Annotated in this window: 11 protein-coding genes; 6 read left to right on the top strand and 5 right to left on the bottom strand. The window is 75.6% G+C overall.

Annotation, left to right across the window (positions count from 1 at the left end; translation table 11 throughout):
• Positions 1–255: 255 nt before the first annotated feature.
• From pgi to ACVMYR_RS24625, 6 genes are all read left to right on the top strand, one after another.
• Positions 256–1,893 (top strand): glucose-6-phosphate isomerase, encoded by a 1,638-nt coding sequence (gene pgi, locus ACVMYR_RS24650; RefSeq protein ID WP_457122876.1) that lies wholly within the window; start codon positions 256–258, stop codon positions 1,891–1,893.
• A gap of 218 nt (positions 1,894–2,111) precedes the next feature.
• On the top strand, positions 2,112–4,754 hold the full coding sequence (lanKC, locus tag ACVMYR_RS24645) for a class III lanthionine synthetase LanKC (RefSeq protein ID WP_457122875.1): 2,643 nt from the start codon (positions 2,112–2,114) through the stop codon (positions 4,752–4,754).
• 6 nt (positions 4,755–4,760) lie between these two features.
• Positions 4,761–4,880, top strand: a complete 120-nt coding sequence (locus tag ACVMYR_RS24640) for a SapB/AmfS family lanthipeptide (protein WP_074476205.1) — start codon at positions 4,761–4,763, stop codon at positions 4,878–4,880.
• 39 nt (positions 4,881–4,919) lie between these two features.
• Positions 4,920–5,039: a SapB/AmfS family lanthipeptide gene (locus tag ACVMYR_RS24635; RefSeq protein ID WP_396734743.1), complete on the top strand. Its 120-nt coding sequence runs from the start codon at positions 4,920–4,922 to the stop codon at positions 5,037–5,039.
• A gap of 77 nt (positions 5,040–5,116) precedes the next feature.
• Positions 5,117–6,838: an ATP-binding cassette domain-containing protein gene (locus tag ACVMYR_RS24630; protein ID WP_457122874.1), complete on the top strand. Its 1,722-nt coding sequence runs from the start codon at positions 5,117–5,119 to the stop codon at positions 6,836–6,838.
• The gene (locus ACVMYR_RS24625; RefSeq protein WP_457122873.1) at positions 6,835–8,607 is read left to right on the top strand and encodes an ATP-binding cassette domain-containing protein; all 1,773 of its coding nucleotides are present in this window, start codon (positions 6,835–6,837) and stop codon (positions 8,605–8,607) included. The genes ACVMYR_RS24630 and ACVMYR_RS24625 overlap by 4 nt, the downstream gene beginning before the upstream one ends.
• Before the next feature lie 37 nt (positions 8,608–8,644).
• Here ACVMYR_RS24625 and ACVMYR_RS24620 read toward each other — a convergent pair whose 3' ends face one another.
• The 5 genes from ACVMYR_RS24620 to ACVMYR_RS24600 form a co-directional block, all read right to left on the bottom strand.
• Positions 8,645–9,241 carry a response regulator transcription factor gene (locus ACVMYR_RS24620; protein WP_043964639.1) on the bottom strand — a complete coding sequence of 199 codons (597 nt, stop codon included), beginning with the start codon at positions 9,239–9,241 and terminating at the stop codon, positions 8,645–8,647.
• A gap of 124 nt (positions 9,242–9,365) precedes the next feature.
• Complete coding sequence (locus ACVMYR_RS24615) at positions 9,366–9,971, bottom strand: response regulator transcription factor (protein ID WP_387162971.1); 606 nt, start codon at positions 9,969–9,971, stop codon at positions 9,366–9,368.
• A gap of 201 nt (positions 9,972–10,172) precedes the next feature.
• The gene (locus tag ACVMYR_RS24610) at positions 10,173–11,471 is read right to left on the bottom strand and encodes a hypothetical protein (protein WP_457122872.1); all 1,299 of its coding nucleotides are present in this window, start codon (positions 11,469–11,471) and stop codon (positions 10,173–10,175) included.
• Between the two features lie 147 nt (positions 11,472–11,618).
• The gene (locus ACVMYR_RS24605) at positions 11,619–12,059 is read right to left on the bottom strand and encodes a hypothetical protein (RefSeq protein ID WP_457122871.1); all 441 of its coding nucleotides are present in this window, start codon (positions 12,057–12,059) and stop codon (positions 11,619–11,621) included.
• 239 nt (positions 12,060–12,298) lie between these two features.
• On the bottom strand, positions 12,299–16,819 hold the full coding sequence (locus tag ACVMYR_RS24600) for a HAMP domain-containing protein (RefSeq protein WP_457122870.1): 4,521 nt from the start codon (positions 16,817–16,819) through the stop codon (positions 12,299–12,301).
• Between the last annotated feature and the right edge of the window lie 148 nt (positions 16,820–16,967).

Genomic DNA, 16,967 nt, shown 5'->3' with positions numbered 1-16,967 from the left:
TGGGCCGGCGCGCGACGACAGGGGGATGGCGGAGCACGGTGGCCCACCGGAACCGGGCCCCGCAGCGCCCGTCCTGGGAAAGATCATGCCCCCGGGGTACGACAGGTTCGCCGCCGGGCCGGACGGGCGGCGGCGATGCGCGCGCCGGGGGTGCGACACGTCCCGGCTGGTGGCAGGCTGGCCCGGGCGGCCGGGCGCACGCAGTACGGTTACGGCCGCGCAACGGTTGTGAGCAGGTGCGGGAGGAGAGCCGGAATGGCCGAGGAGATCACCACCACCGACGAGTGGCGGGCGCTGGCGGCGCACGCGGAGAAGCTGCGGGACGCGCACCTGCGCGACCTGTTCGCCGCCGACCCGGACCGCGGTGAGCGGTTGGCCGGCGAGCTGGCGGACCTGCATGTCGACTACAGCAAGAACCTGGTGACCGACGAGACGTTGGCCCTGCTCGCCGCCCTGGCGCGGCGGGCCCGGCTGACCGACCGGATCGCGGCCATGTTCGCCGGGGAGCACATCAACACCACGGAGGACCGGGCGGTGCTGCACACCGCGCTGCGCGCTCCGGCGGGCGCGGCGCTGACCGTGGACGGCCGTGACGTGGTGGCCGACGTGCACGCGGTGCTGGACCGGATGGCGGCGTTCGCCGACCGGGTCCGCTCCGGCGAGTGGGTCGGGCACACCGGTGAGCGGATCCGCACGGTGGTCAACATCGGCATCGGCGGCTCCGACCTCGGGCCGGTGATGGCGTACGAGGCGCTGAAGGCGTACCGGGACGCGGGGATCACCTGCCGGTTCGTCTCCAACATCGACCCCACCGACATCGCCGAGGCGACGGCCGACCTGGACCCGGCGAGCACCCTGTTCGTGGTGGTGTCGAAGACGTTCTCCACCCAGGAGACCCTGGCCAACGCGCGGCAGGCCCGCGACTGGCTGCTCGCCGGCCTGGGCGGCGACACCTCGGCGGTGGCCCGGCACTTCGTCGCGGTCAGCACCAACGAGCAGCGGGTACGCGACTTCGGCATCGACCCGGCGAACATGTTCGGCTTCTGGGACTGGGTGGGCGGGCGCTACTCGCTGCCCTCGGCCGTCGGGCTGTCGGTGATGCTGGCGGTGGGGCCGGCGCGGTTCCGGGAGCTGCTGGCCGGCTACCACGCCGTCGACGAGCACTTCCGCACCACGCCGGTGGAGCGCAACGTGCCGGCGCTGCTCGGGCTGCTCAACGTGTGGTACACCAACTTCCTGGGCGCGCAGACCCACGCGGTGCTGCCGTACTCGCAGTACCTGCACCGGTTCCCCGCGTACCTGCAGCAGCTGACGATGGAGAGCAACGGCAAGTCGGTGACGCTGGACGGCACGCGCGTGTCGTACGACACCGGGGAGATCTTCTGGGGCGAGCCCGGCACCAACGGTCAGCACGCCTTCTACCAGCTCATCCACCAGGGGACCCGGCTGGTGCCGGCGGACTTCATCGGGTTCAGCCGGCCCCGGCACGACCTGGATGACATGCACGACCTGTTCATGTCGAACTTCTTCGCGCAGACCGCCGCGCTGGCGTTCGGGCGCACCCGGGAGCAGGTGGAGGCCGAGGGCACCCCGGCGGAGCTGGCGGAGCACAAGGTGATGCCGGGCAACCACCCGACCACCTCGATCGTCGCCGCCGAGCTGACCCCGGCGGTGCTCGGCCAGCTCATCGCGCTCTACGAGCACATCGTGTTCACCGAGGGCGCGATCTGGGACATCAACCCGTTCGACCAGTGGGGGGTGGAGCTGGGCAAGGTGATGGCCAACCAGCTCGCGCCGCTGCTCACCGGCGACGACGCCGACCTGTCCGGGCTGGACTCGTCGACCCGCGCCCTGATCGCCCGCTACCGGGCGCAGCGGCACACCACCGACTGACCGGCCCACGGTTTCCCGGAACCGGCCGACGCCCCCGCGGCGTCGGCCGGTTCTTTCTTTCGAGGCAGCACGGGTCGCCGGTGACTTTTGTCATCGCGGGCCGTGCGGGCCGCATCCACGGTCATGACTAACTGCACTGGGGGCGGACGGGTCCGGTCCACGAGACTCGTATCCGTCGCCGGGCAACGGAACCGGCCGAGATCGCGGAGGGGGTCACGGTGGACGAGCGCTACGACAACTACTGCGCCGCGGACCGGCTCTTCTACGACTCGCTGGGCAGCGCGGTCGCGCAGCCGGCGTTCGCCGCCGCCGAGCGGGACGTGCCGGCCGGCTGGCGTCGAGAGCCGCTCGACGACTGGCTGATCCACGCGCCGGAGGGCGGCTCGCTGCCCCAGCAGGGCTGGAAGATCCACGTGTCGGCGACCCTCGACAACGCCGAGCGGGTCCTCGACGCGGTGTGGGACTACTGCGTGCCGCGCGGGCTGTCGTTCAAGTTCCTGCGCGGGCCGCGCACCCTACTGCTGCGCAACTCGAAGTACGCGTCGCGGTCGGCCAGCGGCAAGTTCGTCACCATCTACCCGCACGACACCGCCGAGCTGGAGCTGGCCTGCAAGGAGCTCGACGCGCTGCTCGCCGGCGAGGCCGGGCCGTACATCCTCAGCGACCTGCGCTACGGCGCCGGGCCGGTGCACGTGCGCTACGGCGGATTCGCCCGCCGGTACTGTCTCTCCCCGGACGGGCAGGTCATCCCCGCGATCGCCGACGCCTCCGGCACGCTGGTGCCCGACCGCCGCGACCCGGTGTTCCACCTGCCGGAGTGGGTGACCCTGCCGGACTTCCTGGCCCCGCACCTGGCCGCCCGCAACGCCACCAGCACCACCGAGGTGCCGTACAAGATCGAGAAGGTCATCCACTTCTCCAACGGCGGCGGCCTGTACGTGGGCCGGGACCTGCGCACCGACGCCCAGGTGGTGCTCAAGGAGGCCCGCCCGCACGCCGGCCTCGACGCCGACGGCGTCGACGCGGTGGCCCGGCTGGCCCGGGAGGCCGCCGCGCTGCGCCGGCTCGCCGACCTGCCCCAGGTGCCCGCCGTGCACGACGAGTTCGCCATCGGCGACCACCGGTTCCTGGCCCTGGAGTTCGTCGAGGGCCGGTCGCTGAACAAGGTGGTCGTCGAGAAGTACCCGCTGATCGACGCCGACGCGACCGACGCCGACCGAGCCGAGTACGCCCGCTGGGCGCGCGACGTCCTGGCGCAGGTCGAGGCGATCGTCGCCGCGATCCACGAGCGCGGCCTCGTCTACGGCGACCTGCACCTGTTCAACATCATGGTCCGCCCCGACGGCCGGGTGGCCCTGGTCGACTTCGAGGTGGCCGCCCCGATCGAGGGGCACCGCCGCCCGGGCCTGCGCAACCAGGGGTTCGCCGCGCCGAACGACCGGACCGGCACGGCCGTCGACCGGTACGCGCTGGCCTGCCTGCGCCTGGCGCTGTTCCTCCCGCTGACCCAGCTCGTCCGGCTCGCCCCGGACAAGGCCGCCCACCTCGCCGACGTCGTCGCCGAGAGCTTCCCGGTGCCCCGCGCGTGGCTGGCCGAGGCGGTCGCCGAGATCACCGGCGCCGGCCGACGCGAGGACGCCGGCGGCGACGGGGACACCGTGACCAGTCGCGCACAGGCGGGCGGCGACGACGCCTTCGACGCGACCGGCGACTGGCCCGGCACGCGCCGGCGGATCACCACCGCGATCCTCGCCAGCGCCACACCGCACCGCGACGACCGGCTCTTCCCCGGCGACATCGAGCAGTTCCGCAGCGGCGGGCTCAACCTGGCCCACGGCGCGGCCGGGGTGCTGCACGCCCTCGCCGTCAGCGGCGCGGGCCGGTTCCCCGAGCACGAACAGTGGCTCGTGCGGCGGGCCACCGCCCCCGCGTCGGGCACCCGGATCGGCTTCTACGACGGCCTGCACGGGGTGGCGTACGCGCTGGAACACCTGGGCCGCCGCGCCGACGCCCTCGACGTCCTCGACGTCTGCCTGCGCCAGCCGTGGGCCGAGCTGGACCTGAGCCTGGCCAACGGCTTGTCCGGCATCGCCCTGAACCTCGCCGAGCTGGCCGGGCGCACCGGGGAGACCGCGCTGCGCGACGCCGCCGACGAGATCACCGCCGCCGTGCTCGACCGGCTCGCCGACGACCCCGGCCCGGACATCAGCGGCGGCCGGCACCCGTACGCGGGGCTGCTGCGCGGGCGCACCGGGGCGGCGCTGCTGCTGGTGCGGATGCACGAGCTGACCGGCGACCCGGCGCTGCTGGAGCACGCCGCCACCGCGCTGCGGCAGGACCTGCGCCGGTGCGTGGTCCGGCCGAACGGGGCGCTGGAGGTCAACGAGGGCTGGCGCACCATGCCGTACCTCGGGCAGGGCGGCGTCGGCATCGGCCTGGTCCTCGACCAGTACCTGCGCCACCGCGCCGACGAGCGCTTCGCCGAGGCCAGCGCCGGGGCACGCCGGGCCGCCCGGTCCCCGTTCTACGCGCAGTCCGGCCTCTTCGCCGGCCGGGCCGGAATCATCGCGTACCTGGCCACGCTCGGCGACGCAGACAGCCGCCGGGAGCTGGACACACAGCTGCGCCGGCTCGGCTGGCACGCCCTGCCGTACGGCGGCGGGACCGCCTTCCCCGGCGAGCAGCTGCTGCGCCTCTCCATGGACCTGGGCACCGGCGCCGCCGGAGTGCTGCTCGCGCTGGCCTGCGCGCGGCACGACGAGCCGGCGACCCTGCCCTTCCTCGCGCCGCTGGCCGGCGCGCCCGAACTCCCCCGCGGCCGCGGGGGCGACCACGACCCGCCAACCGACGGGAGGAGGTGATTCGACATGGCACTCCTGGACCTCCAGGGCCTCGAGCTGGCCCCGGCCGACCGCACCAGCGGCGACTCCAGGGCGAGCCTGCTGCTCTGCGGCGACAGCGGTCTCTCCGTCACCACCTGCAACTGACCCCCATCCACCGCACCACCTTCGAAAGGACTGATCGACATGGCGCTCCTCGACCTGCAGGGCCTCGAGATGGCCCCGGCCGACCGCACCGGCGGCGGCTCCAACGCGAGCCTGCTGCTCTGCGGCGACAGCGGTCTCTCCGTCACCACCTGCAACTGACCCAGACCGTTCCGCGGCGCCCCGGGTGGACAGACGTGTCCACCCGGGGCCGCCCGCCGTTTCGCGGGGAGACGCCGATGCGCAGGGGCGAGGGGCCGTTCCGTCAGGCCGCCCGCGATGCCGGGGGCTGGGCCTGGGCGCTGGGCGCGGTCACCCTGACCGGAGCCGTCGCCGAGCTGCTGCTGCCGGCGGCGCTCGGCCTCGCCGTCGACGCCGCCCTGACCGGCGGCAGCCGCTGGTGGCCGGTGGCCGTCTGCGCCCTGGTCGCCGTGCTCGTCACCACCGACACCCTCGGCGACCTGGCCGCCGGCTACGGCGCCGCCCGCGCCACCGCCCGGCTGCGCGGCCGGCTGCTGCGGCACCTGTTCGCCCTCGACGTGCGCGCCGCCCGCCGGTATCCGGTCGGCGACCTGGTGGGCCGGCTCGTCGGGCAGGCCGCCGACGCCGGCCAGGCCGGCAACACCGTCGTGCTGGGCGCGATCGCGCTGCTGCCCCCGCTGGGCAGCGTCGTCGCGCTCACCCTGATCGAGCCGGCGCTGGGGGTCACCCTGCTCGCCGGCCTCCTGCTGCTCGGTGGCCTGATGCGCGCGTTCGTCACCGACGCGTCGGCGGCCACCGCCGGCTACCAGAAGGCCCTGAACCGGATCGCCGGCCGGCTGCTGGAGTCCCTCGCGGGCGCGCGGACCATCGCCGCCGCCGGGTCCCGGCGGCGGGAGCAGGGCCGGGTGCTCGCGGCCCTGCCGGAGCTGGGCGGGCACGGCCGGCGCGGCTGGGAGCTGCTGGCCCGGGCCAGCGCCCGCACGGCCGCCGTGGCGCCGCTGCTGCAACTGGCCGTGATCGCCGTCGGCGGGTACGCCCTGACCGTCGGCTGGCTCACCCCCGGTCAGCTCGTCTCGGCGGTCCGCTACGCGGCGACCGGGGCGGGCCTGGGCGCGGTGCTGGCCACCCTGAACCGGCTCGTGCGCAGCCGCTCCGGGGCCGCCCGCGTCGGCGAGCTGCTGGCCCTGCCGGCACCGGCCGACGGCGACGCCCCGCTGCCGCCGGGCACGGGGGCGCTGCGGCTGCACGGCGTGACCGTGCGCGGCGACGACGGCCGGCCCGTCCTCGACGGCGTCGACCTGAGCGTCCCGGCCGGCGCGACGGTGGCGGTGGTCGGCCCCTCCGGCGCCGGCAAGTCCACCCTCGCCGCCGTCGCCGGCCGGCTGCACGACCCCGACGCCGGTCAGGTGCGGCTCGACGGGGTGCCGCTGCCCCGGCTCGACCCGGCCGAGCTGCGCCGCGCCGTCGGGTACGCCTTCGACCGCCCCGCCCTGGTCGGCGCGACCGTGCACGACGCGGTCGGCCTGGCGCTGCCCCCGCAGCAGGCCGCGCCCCCTGCCGACGGCTCCCCCGCGACGGTCGCCGTGCGGCGGGCCGCCGAGGCGGCCGCCGTGGACGACGTCGTCGCCCGGCTGCCGCAGGGTTTCCGCACCCCGCTGGCCGACGCGCCGTTCTCCGGCGGCGAGGCGCAGCGCCTCGGGCTGGCCCGGGCGTTCGCCGGGGCGCGGCGGCTGCTGATCCTCGACGACGCCACGTCCAGCCTGGACACCGTCACCGAGCATCGGATCTCCCGGGCGGTGACGGGGCGGCCGGGCGGGCGTACCCGCATCGTGGTCACCCACCGGGCCGCCACGGCGGCGGCGGCCGACCTGGTGGCGTGGCTCGACGGCGGCCGGCTGCGCGCCGTCGCCCCGCACGCCCGGCTCTGGGCGGACCCGGCGTACCGGGCGGTCTTCCGCGCGGACGGGGACGCCGGGTGAGCGCGCGGGACACCTCCGACGCGGGCACCCCCGGGGTTCGGCGGGCGACGTGGGCGGCGCTGCGCGCCCGGCGCGCGGCCGTGGTGCGGCTGGCCGGCTGGTCGGCCGTGGAGGCGCTGCCGGCGCTGTTGTCGGGGGCCCTGGTGGCGCGGGCCGTCGACGGGGGCTTCCTGGCCGGTCGGCTCGGCGCGGGGCTCGGCTGGCTGGCGGCGCTGGGCGCGGCGGTGCTCGTGGGGGCGGTGGCGACCGGCCGGACGTACCGCAGCCTCGGCGCGGTGGTCGAACCGTTCCGCGACGACCTGGCCGCCCGGGTGGTCCGGGCCGCCCTGCACGACGCGACCCGGCCCGGCGGACGCCCCGACAGCGCCGCCGCGGCCCGGCTCACCCACCAGGTGGAGCTGGTCCGCGACACCTTCGCCGGCCTGCTCATGGTGACCCGGGGGTTCCTGTTCGCCGCCGGCGCGGCGTTGATCGGGCTGCTCGCCCTCGACCCGATGGTCGCGGCGCTGGTCGCCGCGCCCCTCGTCGCGGGGATGGTCGTGTTCCTCGCCGCGCTCCCGGCGATGGCGGGGCAGCAGCGCCGGTACGTGCGCGCCGGGGAGGAGCTGGGCCGGGCCGCCTCCGCCGCGCTGGCCGGGCACCGGGACGTGCGGGCCTGCGGCGCGGCCGGGCGGGTCGTCGCCGACGTGGGCGCGCGGGTGGCCGACCAGGCCGCCGCCGAGCGCACGCTGGCCCGGATGGCCGCCGTGCGCAGCCTCAGCCTCGGCCTCGGCGGCTGGCTGCCGCTGGCGGTGCTGCTGCTCGCCGCGCCCTGGCTCGTCGACCGGGGCCTCACCGCCGGCGCGGTGCTCGGGGCCCTGGTGTACGTCTCCACCGGTCTCCAGCCCGCCCTGCACGCGCTGGTGCAGGGCGTCGGGGGTGGCGGCCTGCGCTACGTGGTCACCCTCGACCGCATCCTGCGGACCTGCCCCGACGAGGCGGGCGAGCCGCCGGTGGGGCGGCCCGACGCCGCGCCCGTCCCGCCCGACGACGGGACGCCCGCCGTCTGCGCCCGGGGGCTGACCTTCCGGTACGGCGTCGCGGCGCGGCCGGTGCTCGACGACGCAGGCGTGACGCTGTCCGCCGGGGAGCACCTCGCCGTGGTGGGGCCCAGCGGGGCGGGCAAGTCCACCCTGGCCGCGCTGCTGTCCGGGCTGCTCGCGCCGCAGGCCGGCACCGTCCGCCTCGGCGGGGTCCCGGTCGCCGACGCCCCGCCGGAGGTACAGGCCCGGCTGCGGGTGCTGGTGCCCCAGGAGGCGTACGTCTTCACGGGATCGCTCGCCGACAACCTGCGCTACCTGCGGCCCGACGCCGACGACGCCACGGTCACCGCCGCCCTCGACGCCCTCGGCGCGGGCCCGCTCGCCGCCCGGCTCGGCGGGCTGGCCGGGGAGGTGACGCCGGCGGCGCTCTCGGCCGGCGAACGGCAGCTGATCGCCGCGGTGCGGGCGTACCTCTCCCCCGCCCCGCTGGTGCTCCTCGACGAGGCGACCTGCCACCTGGACCCGCCGACCGAGGCACGGGTCGAGGAGGCGTTCGCCCGGCGACCCGGCACGCTGGTGGTGATCGCCCACCGGATCAGCTCGGCCGTCCGGGCCCGCCGGGTGCTGGTGCTCGACGGGGCGCGGCCGGTGCTCGGCACCCACGAGGAGCTGCTGGCCCGGTCGGCGACGTACCGGGAGCTCGTCGGCCACTGGGACGACCGGCCGACCGCCGCCGCCCGGAGCTGACCGCCCCGGGCCGCCGGCGGCCGGCCGGCGGCGCGCCTCAGATCCAGCCGGACTCGCGGGCGAACCGGACCGCCTCGATCCGGGTGCGGGCCCCGGTCTTGCGGGCGATCCGCCCGAGGTGGTTGCGGACGGTGCCGCAGGACAGCCGCAGCGACCCCGCCACCTCGGCGACCGGTGCGCCGGCGGCGGTCAGCCGCAGCACCTCGGTCTCCCGGGCGGTCAGCGGGCAGTCGGCGGCGAGCGCCGCCATGACGAGCTCGGCGTCGACCACCGACTCCCGGCGGGCGAGGCGACGGACCCCGTCGACCACCCGCTGCGGCGCCACGTCGCTGGCGAGGATGCCGACGGTGCGCCCCGGGGCGAACACCCCGTGCAGGCCCCGGGCGCGGCGCGGGTCGGCGAGCACCAGCAGCGGACACGGCTGCGCCGTCGCCGGGTCCACCATCGCCCGGCCCTCGTTGATCAGATCGAAATCCACCACGGCGACGTCCGGCCGGCCGGCACGCACGGCCTGGTCGACCGCGTCGCCGCGGCCCACCTCCCCCACCACGTGGATGTCCTCCTCGGCTGCGAGGACGAGCGACAACGCGCCCCGGACCAGGGCACCGTCCAGGGCGAGCAGGGTACGGATCACGTTGGACCTCTCCCAGGCGTCTCGGCGCATCACAGATCGTGAACATTCAAACACGAATCACAATGCATCGCTCGACGAGCGAACGGGGTACCGGATCGCTCCGTCGGTACCCCGTTCGGCACGTCTACAACCATCCCTCCCGTTGCGCCAGGCGGACCGCCTCCATCCGGTTGCGGGCACCCGTCTTGTGCAGGATCGCCGACAGGTGGTTGCGCACCGTCCCGTGGGCCAGGAAGAGCCGGCGGGCGATCTCCTTCAGCGGTACGCCCTCGGCCGCCTCCCGCAGCACCTCCCGCTCCCGCCGGGTGAGCGGGTTGACCGGTGGGCTGAGCACCGCGACGGCGGCGGACGGGTCGATCACCCGCTCCCCGGCGGCGGTCGTGCGGACGGCGCGGACCAGTTCCGGCAACGCGACGTCCTTGCTGACCAGGCCGCGCGCCCCGGCCGCCAGGGCCGCCTCCACCAGCGGCGGGCTCCACCGGTGGCTCATCGCCAGCACGGCCGTCCCCGGCGCCTCGGCGACCACCTTGGCCACCACCTCCGCCGACTCGGGCAGCTCCGGCTTCAGGTCCAGCACCAGCACGTCGGGACGTTCCCGGCGCAGCACCGCCCACAGGTCGCCGACGTCGGCGGCGTCGGCGATCACCTCGATGTCCTCCTCACTCGACAGCGCGGCGCACAGCGCGCTGCGCAGCAGTCCCATGTCCTCGGCCACGACGACGTGGATCACCACGGATCTCCGATCTCGGATACGCGGCACGCCGGCCCGGCCACGCCGGCTCGGGGCGGGCGGGGTGGGGGTCGGTGTGCGCGGAACGGGCAGCGTCGGCCCGCGGCGGTCCCTGGTGGACGCCCACAGGCCCCGTACGGCCACGTCGGCGGTGCGGCACGGCACAGAGCCGGCGACCGCGGGACGGGCCCTGCCGAGACCTCAGCCGGGACGGGCGGCGACTCCCGGAGCCCGGCCGTGGGCCGAGGCGGGCGGGAGGGCGGTGCGGTGCTGGCCGACCGCGCTCACGGGCGAGCGCGGGGCCTCGGCCGCTGCGGGCGTGGGCCCGGACCCGGTGCGCGGGTCGTCGGCGCGGTCGTCCGTGGGCGACACGGGTCGGCTCGGGCCACCCGCCGACGTCGGCCCCGCCGCCGCCCGGACGGACCCGGACGACGAATCCGACGACGCACCGACCGGGGCGGCCGGCCACGCGGCCAGGAACGTCCCGGTCGGGGCCTCGGCCGCGACGGCGGACCGCACGGGCGGGAACGCGGACGGCGCTTCACCACCGGGTACCACCGCCGGGGCGTCCACCGGGTCGACCGGCCCGCCCCCGGGTGTCGGCCCCGCGCGCGGCGGCGCCGACCCCGTCGGGTCGGCGGGATCGGACGGGACCAGGGGAAGCACCGGCAGCACCGGCGAGAGCAGGTTGCCCACCAGGCCCAGGATCGGGGCCACGAGATGCTGGTTGACCCCGGAGAGGGTCGAGGCGAGCAGGGCGCCGAGGGAACTCGTCAGGTCGCCGACGACCTCCGGCAGGCAGTGCGCGAGCCGCCCGTCACCGCCCCGCCCCGGCTCCCCGGACGGCAGCGCGGGAAGCGAGCCGGCGGGCGGGACGGCGGGGTGCTGCGGTGCGGCGTCCGGCGCGGCCGGTCCGCCCGGCGTGACCGCCACCCCGCCGGGCGACGTGCCCGGACCCCCCGGTCCACCGGAGACGGGGTCGACAGCGGGTCGGTCCGACGCCGGCGCGGGCTCGGCCGGCACGGGTGGCGCGGGCTCGGACGGTGTGGCCGGCGCAGGCTCGGACGGTTCGGACGGCTTGCTCGGCCCGGACGGCCTGTCCGGCTCGGGATCGGCCGGGGCGGGCTTCGCCGGGGCGGGGTCGGACGGGGCGGGGGTGGAGGCGTCCGGAGGCGACGGGGCCGGTCGGAGCACCCCGCGCAGCGGGCCGGTCGGGACGGGCCGCTCCCGGTCGGGCCGCGCGGGATCCCGCAGGGACGAGCCGGGACGCGGCCGGTCGGGCGACGCGAGGCGCGGTCGGCCGGCGTCGCCGGGCGCGAGGGCGGCGGCGAGCGGGTCGGCGTGACGGGGTGGCCCCGAGTCCTCACGTGCCGCCGCCGGGCCGGAGAACAGGACCGCCGTGACGACGCCCGCACCCACCGCCGCCAGCAGCAGCCCGGCCCGCCGCCACAGTCGGGCCGGCCCGGGGGCCGACGGGGCCCCGGCACGCCGCGACGCCACGGCAACCACGGCCGGGGCGGAGCGGACAGCGGGACAACGCACGCGGGCCGACCTCTCTGCTCGGAAGGCGTCGACACATGGTAGCCACGCCGTAACCCCGCTGCATCTTCGTCGCGCGTCCGGTTTCCGACTGATCGGGCGGGGCGGTCAGTGGGGCGGAAGGTGGTCGCGGAGTGCGGCGAACTGGGCGACGGTGAGGTACGACGGGTTGGCCGCCTGCGGCTGGCGGAGCACCTCCAGCCCGCCCAGCCGCGCGTCGGCGCGCAGCCGGTGCCGGGGCACCCGGTCCGCTTCGGCGAGGACGGTCAGGTCCAGCGGCACGGACCATCCCCCGTCGCGGTCCACGACCGGCGGGGCGGCGACGCGGCCCACGCCCCAGACCCCGTACGGCAGTCGGCCCCGGCTGCCACTGGCCCACAGCACCACCGGCTGGCCGGGTCGCATCAGGCGGGCCCGGTAGCCGGGGCGTACGCACCAGCTCTCGACGCGGGGGTCGCGCCGGAACCGGGCCGCGAGGTCGACCCGGTCGGCATTGCCCTTGACCAGCCACGCGCCCAGGTCGTCGAGGCTCACCCGTCGCTCGTTCACCCCGGCATTGTGCCCGCGCCGCCGGACCTCCGGCGCGGATGTCGGCGAGGTGGCGGTATCCCCGCGCCCCGATGCCGCCATGTCGGCGACCCGGCGCGCGCCCCCGCATGCGTGCCCCCGCACACGCGACCCGGCACGCGCGACCCGGCGCGCGTGACCCGGCGCGCGTGACCCGGCGCGCGCGACCCCGCACCGGCCCGGGGCCCCCGCGCGGCGCCCCGCCGAACGGGACGGGGGCGTCAGCCGTCGAGCCAGCGGTGGATGCAGTGCAGCAGGTCCTCGGCGTCCACCGGCTTGGTGACGTAGTCGCTGGCACCGGAGGTGAGGCTCTTCTCCCGGTCGCCGCGCATCGCCTTGGCGGTGACCGCGATGATCGGCAGGTCCGCGTAGCGCGGCATGGCGCGGATCGCGGCGGTGGCGGCGTACCCGTCCATCTCCGGCATCATCACGTCCATCAGCACGAGGTCGATGTCGTCGTGGCGCATCAGCGTCTCGATGCCCTTGCGGCCGTTCTCGGCGTAGACCACGTCGAGGCCGTGCAGTTCCAGGATGTTGGTCAGGGCGAAGACGTTGCGGGCGTCGTCGTCGACCACCAGCACCTTGCGGCCGGCGAGGCCGACGCCGAAGCCCTCCCCGGGTGCGGCGGCCGGAGGCAGGGGCCGGGCGAGGGGCACCACGTGGCCGGCGGCGTCCGCCGACAGGTGCAGGACGATCCGCTCCCGCAGGTCGTCCAGGCTGCCGAGGATCTCCAGGGGACGGTCGCCGGCCACCGCCCGCAGCAGTGCCTCCTGGCCGGCCGCCAGCGGGCGCGCGTGGTACGCCAGCACGGGCACGCCCCGGTGCGCGGGGGCGTCGTGCAGCGCCCGCAGGAGCACCGCCCCGCTGTCGTCCGGCAGGTCGAGGTGGACGACCAGGCACTGGTGCCGGTGCTGCGCCACGGCCTCCAGCGCGGCCGGGGCGTCCAGCGCGGTGGCGACCTCGACCGGCGGACCGGCCAGCCCGGCCGTCACGCCGTGGACCAGCATGGTCAGCAGCCCCTTGTCGTGGTGTTCGAGGACCAGGACCCGCCGCGGCCCGACCGGCGGCTCCCCGGCCGGCGCGGTGACCGGGTGCGGCCCCGCCGCCAGGTCGAGCCCCGCGCGGCCGGCGAGGGCGGCGAGGGCCGCGGCGGAGGACGCGGCGGCTGGCGGGACGGGGGACGTGGGCGGGGTCCCGGGGGCGACCGGGCCCGTGAGCGTGGCCGGCAGGTAGAGGGTGAAGCTGCTGCCCCGGCCGAGGACACTGCGGGCGGTGATCCGGCCGCCGAGCAGGTGGGCGATCTCCCGGCTGATGGACAGGCCCAGCCCCGTGCCGCCGTAGCGGCGGCTGGTGGTGCCGTCGGCCTGCTGGAAGGCGTCGAAGATGGCGGTGAGGTGCTGCTCGGCGATGCCGATGCCGGTGTCGACGACCCGGAACGCCAGCACGGTCTCCCCCGGGGTGAACCCCTCGGGCAGTTCGTCGGGGCGGGCCCGCTCGATGCGCAGCTGCACCCGGCCCTGCTCGGTGAACTTGACCGCGTTGGAGACGAGGTTACGCAGCACCTGCCGCAGCCGCTGCTCGTCGGTGTGCAGCCACTGCGGCACGTCCGGGCCTGTGCTGATGTCCAGCTCCAGGCCACGCGGCGTGGTCAGCGGCCGGAACGTCGCGTCGACGTAGTCGCGCAGCTCGCTCAGCGCGAACGTCTCCGGGTTGACGTCCATCTTCCCGGCCTCGACCTTGGACAGGTCGAGGATGTCGTTGATCAGCTGGAGCAGGTCGGTGCCGGCGGAGTGGATGACGGTGGCGTACTCGACCTGCTTCGCGGTGAGGTTGCGGTTGGGGTTCTGCGCCAGCAGCTGCGCCAGGATGAGCAGCGAGTTCAGCGGCGTACGCAGCTCGTGGCTCATGTTGGCGAGGAACTCCGACTTGTACTTCGAGGCCAGCGCGAGCTGCTGGGCGCGGGCCTCCAGCTCCTGGCGGGCCTGCTCGATCTCCGAGTTCTTGGTCTCGATGTCGTGGTTCTGCCGGGCCAGCAGCGCCGCCTTGTCCTCCAGTTCGGCGTTGGAGCGCTGGAGTTCCTCGGAGCGGGCCTGCAACTCCTCGGAGCGGGCCCGCAGCTCGGCGGCGAGCCGCTGGGACTCGGTGAGCAGCACGTCGGTGCGGGCGTTGGCGACGATGGTGTTGACGTTGACGCCGATGGTCTCCATCAACTGGTCGAGGAAGTTACGGTGCGTCTCGGTGAACCGGCTCATGCTGGCCAGCTCGATCACCCCGAGCACCTGGTCCTCGAAGGGGATCGGCAGCACCACCAGGTGCCGGGGCGTCGCCGCGCCGAGGCTGGAGGAGACGGTGACGTAGTCGGCCGGCACGGCGTCGACCACGATGGCCCGCCGGCTCGCGGCGGCCTGCCCGACGAGGGAGTCGCCGAGGGTGAAGCGACGGCCGGAGGCGCGGTGACCGTACCCGCCGACCACCCGCAGGGTGGGCTCCCCGGCACCGTCCTCGACCAGCAGGAACGTGCCGAGCTGGGCGGAGACCAGCGGTGCCAGCTCGTCCATCACCAGCCCCGCGACGACCTCCAGGTCCCGGTGGCCCTGCATGAGGCCGGAGATCCGGGCCAGGTTGGTCTTGAGCCAGTCCTGCTCCTGGTTCATCCGGGTGGTCTCGCGCAGCGACTCCACCATGGAGTTGATGTTGTCCTTCAGCTCGGCCACCTCGCCGGAGGCGTCGACGGTGATCGAGCGGGTCAGGTCGCCGGTGGCCACCGCGCTGGTCACCTCGGCGATGGCGCGGACCTGCCGGGTGAGGTTGCCGGCCAGCTCGTTGACGTTCTCGGTGAGCCGCTTCCAGGTGCCGGAGACGCCCTCGACCTCGGCCTGCCCGCCGAGCCGCCCCTCGCTGCCCACCTCGCGGGCCACCCGGGTCACCTCGGCCGCGAACGACGAGAGCTGGTCGACCATCGTGTTGATGGTCGTCTTCAGCTCCAGGATCTCGCCCCGGGCGTCCACGTCGATCTTGCGGGTCAGGTCGCCCTGGGCCACGGCCGTCGTCACCTGGGCGATGTTGCGGACCTGGCCGGTGAGGTTGTTGGCCATCGAGTTGACGTTGTCGGTGAGGTCCTTCCAGGTGCCGGCCACGTTGGGCACCCGGGCCTGCCCGCCGAGCCGCCCCTCCGTGCCCACCTCCCGGGCCACCCGGGTCACCTCGTCGGCGAACGCGCCGAGGGTGTCCACCATCGTGTTGATGGTCTGGGCGAGCACGGCCACCTCGCCCTTCGCCTCCACCGTGATCTTGCGGCTGAGGTCGCCCTGCGCGACGGCCGTGGCCACCAGCGCGATCGAGCGCACCTGGTTGGTGAGGTTGTTGGCCATCTCGTTGACGTTGTCGGTGAGGTCCTTCCAGGTGCCGCCGACGTTGGACACCCGGGCCTGCCCGCCGAGCCGCCCCTCCGTGCCCACCTCCCGGGCCACCCGGGTCACCTCGTCGGCGAACGCCGAGAGCTGGTCGACCATCGTGTTGATGGTCTCCTTCAGGGCCAGGATCTCGCCCCGGGCGTCGACCCGGATCTTCTGCGTCAGGTCGCCCTTGGCCACCGCCGTGGTGACCTCGGCGATGCTGCGCACCTGGGCGGTGAGGTTGTCGGCCATGACGTTCACCGACTCGGTGAGGTCCTTCCAGGTGCCGGAGACGCCCTTGACGTCGGCCTGCCCGCCGAGGCGGCCCTCGGTGCCGACCTCCCGGGCGACCCGGGTCACCTCGTCGGCGAACGACGACAACTGGTCCACCATGGTGTTGATCGTGCTCTTCAGCTCCAGGATCTCGCCGTGCGCGGTGACGGTGATCTTCTGCGACAGGTCGCCGCGCGCGACCGCCGTGGCCACCTGCGCGATGCTGCGGACCTGGTCGGTGAGGTTGCCGGCCATCGAGTTGACGGAGTCCGTCAGGTCCCGCCAGGTGCCGGCGACGCCGCTGACCTGCGCCTGGCCGCCGAGACGGCCGTCGGTGCCGACCTCCCGGGCGACCCGGGTCACCTCGTCGGCGAACGACGACAACTGGTCCACCATCGTGTTGATCGTGCTCTTCAGCTCCAGGATCTCGCCCCGGGCGTCCACGGTGATCTTCTGCGACAGGTCGCCCCGCGCCACCGCCGTGGTCACCTGCGCGATGTTGCGGACCTGGCTGGTCAGGTTGCCGGCCATGAAGTTCACCGAGTCGGTGAGGTCCCGCCAGGTGCCGGCCACTCCGGGCACCTCGGCCTGCCCGCCGAGGCGGCCCTCGCTGCCGACCTCCCGGGCCACCCGGGTCACCTCATCGGCGAACGACGACAACTGGTCCACCATCGTGTTGATCGTGACCTTCAGCTCCAGGATCTCGCCGCGCACGTCCACGGTGATCTTCTGCGACAGGTCGCCCCGCGCCACCGCCGTCGCCACCTCGGCGATGTCGCGGACCTGGTCGGTGAGGTTGCCGGCCATCGCGTTGACGGAGTCCGTGAGGTCCTTCCAGGTGCCCGACACGCCGGGCACCTCGGCCTGCCCGCCGAGCTGACCCTCGGTGCCCACCTCGCGGGCCACCCGGGTCACCTCGGAGGTGAACAGCGACAGCTGGTCGACCATGCCGTTGAAGACGGTGGCTATCTCGCCGAGCAGGCCGTCGCCGTCCTCCGGCAGCCGGGTGCCGAAGTCGCCGTCGCGGACCGCGGTCAGGCCGGCCAGCAGCTGCCGCAGCCCGGGATCGGTCACCGGGCCGGGGGGCGTGTGGGGCGTCGCGCCACCGTGCCGTGCCGCCGACCGCTCGACCATCGCAACCCCCCGCACCGCGACCCGCCCGACGGCCCGCCCGCCCGGCAGCGACACCAAACCCGCGCAAGTATGCCCGGAAGGTCACCCA

The sequence above is a fragment of the Micromonospora sp. PTRAS2 genome, assembly GCF_054052245.1.
Note: the sequence above shows the minus strand (reverse complement) of the source record. Positions and strands in the feature narration are given on the sequence as shown.

What these genes read in the sequence shown, in the direction of transcription:
- pgi (WP_457122876.1), top strand. Translation starts at nt 256, where the DNA reads ATGGCCGAGGAGATCACCACCACCGACGAGTGGCGGGCGCTGGCGGCG.
- ACVMYR_RS24640 (WP_074476205.1), top strand. Translation starts at nt 4,761, where the DNA reads ATGGCACTCCTGGACCTCCAGGGCCTCGAGCTGGCCCCGGCCGACCGC.
- ACVMYR_RS24635 (WP_396734743.1), top strand. Translation starts at nt 4,920, where the DNA reads ATGGCGCTCCTCGACCTGCAGGGCCTCGAGATGGCCCCGGCCGACCGC.
- ACVMYR_RS24630 (WP_457122874.1), top strand. Translation starts at nt 5,117, where the DNA reads ATGCGCAGGGGCGAGGGGCCGTTCCGTCAGGCCGCCCGCGATGCCGGG.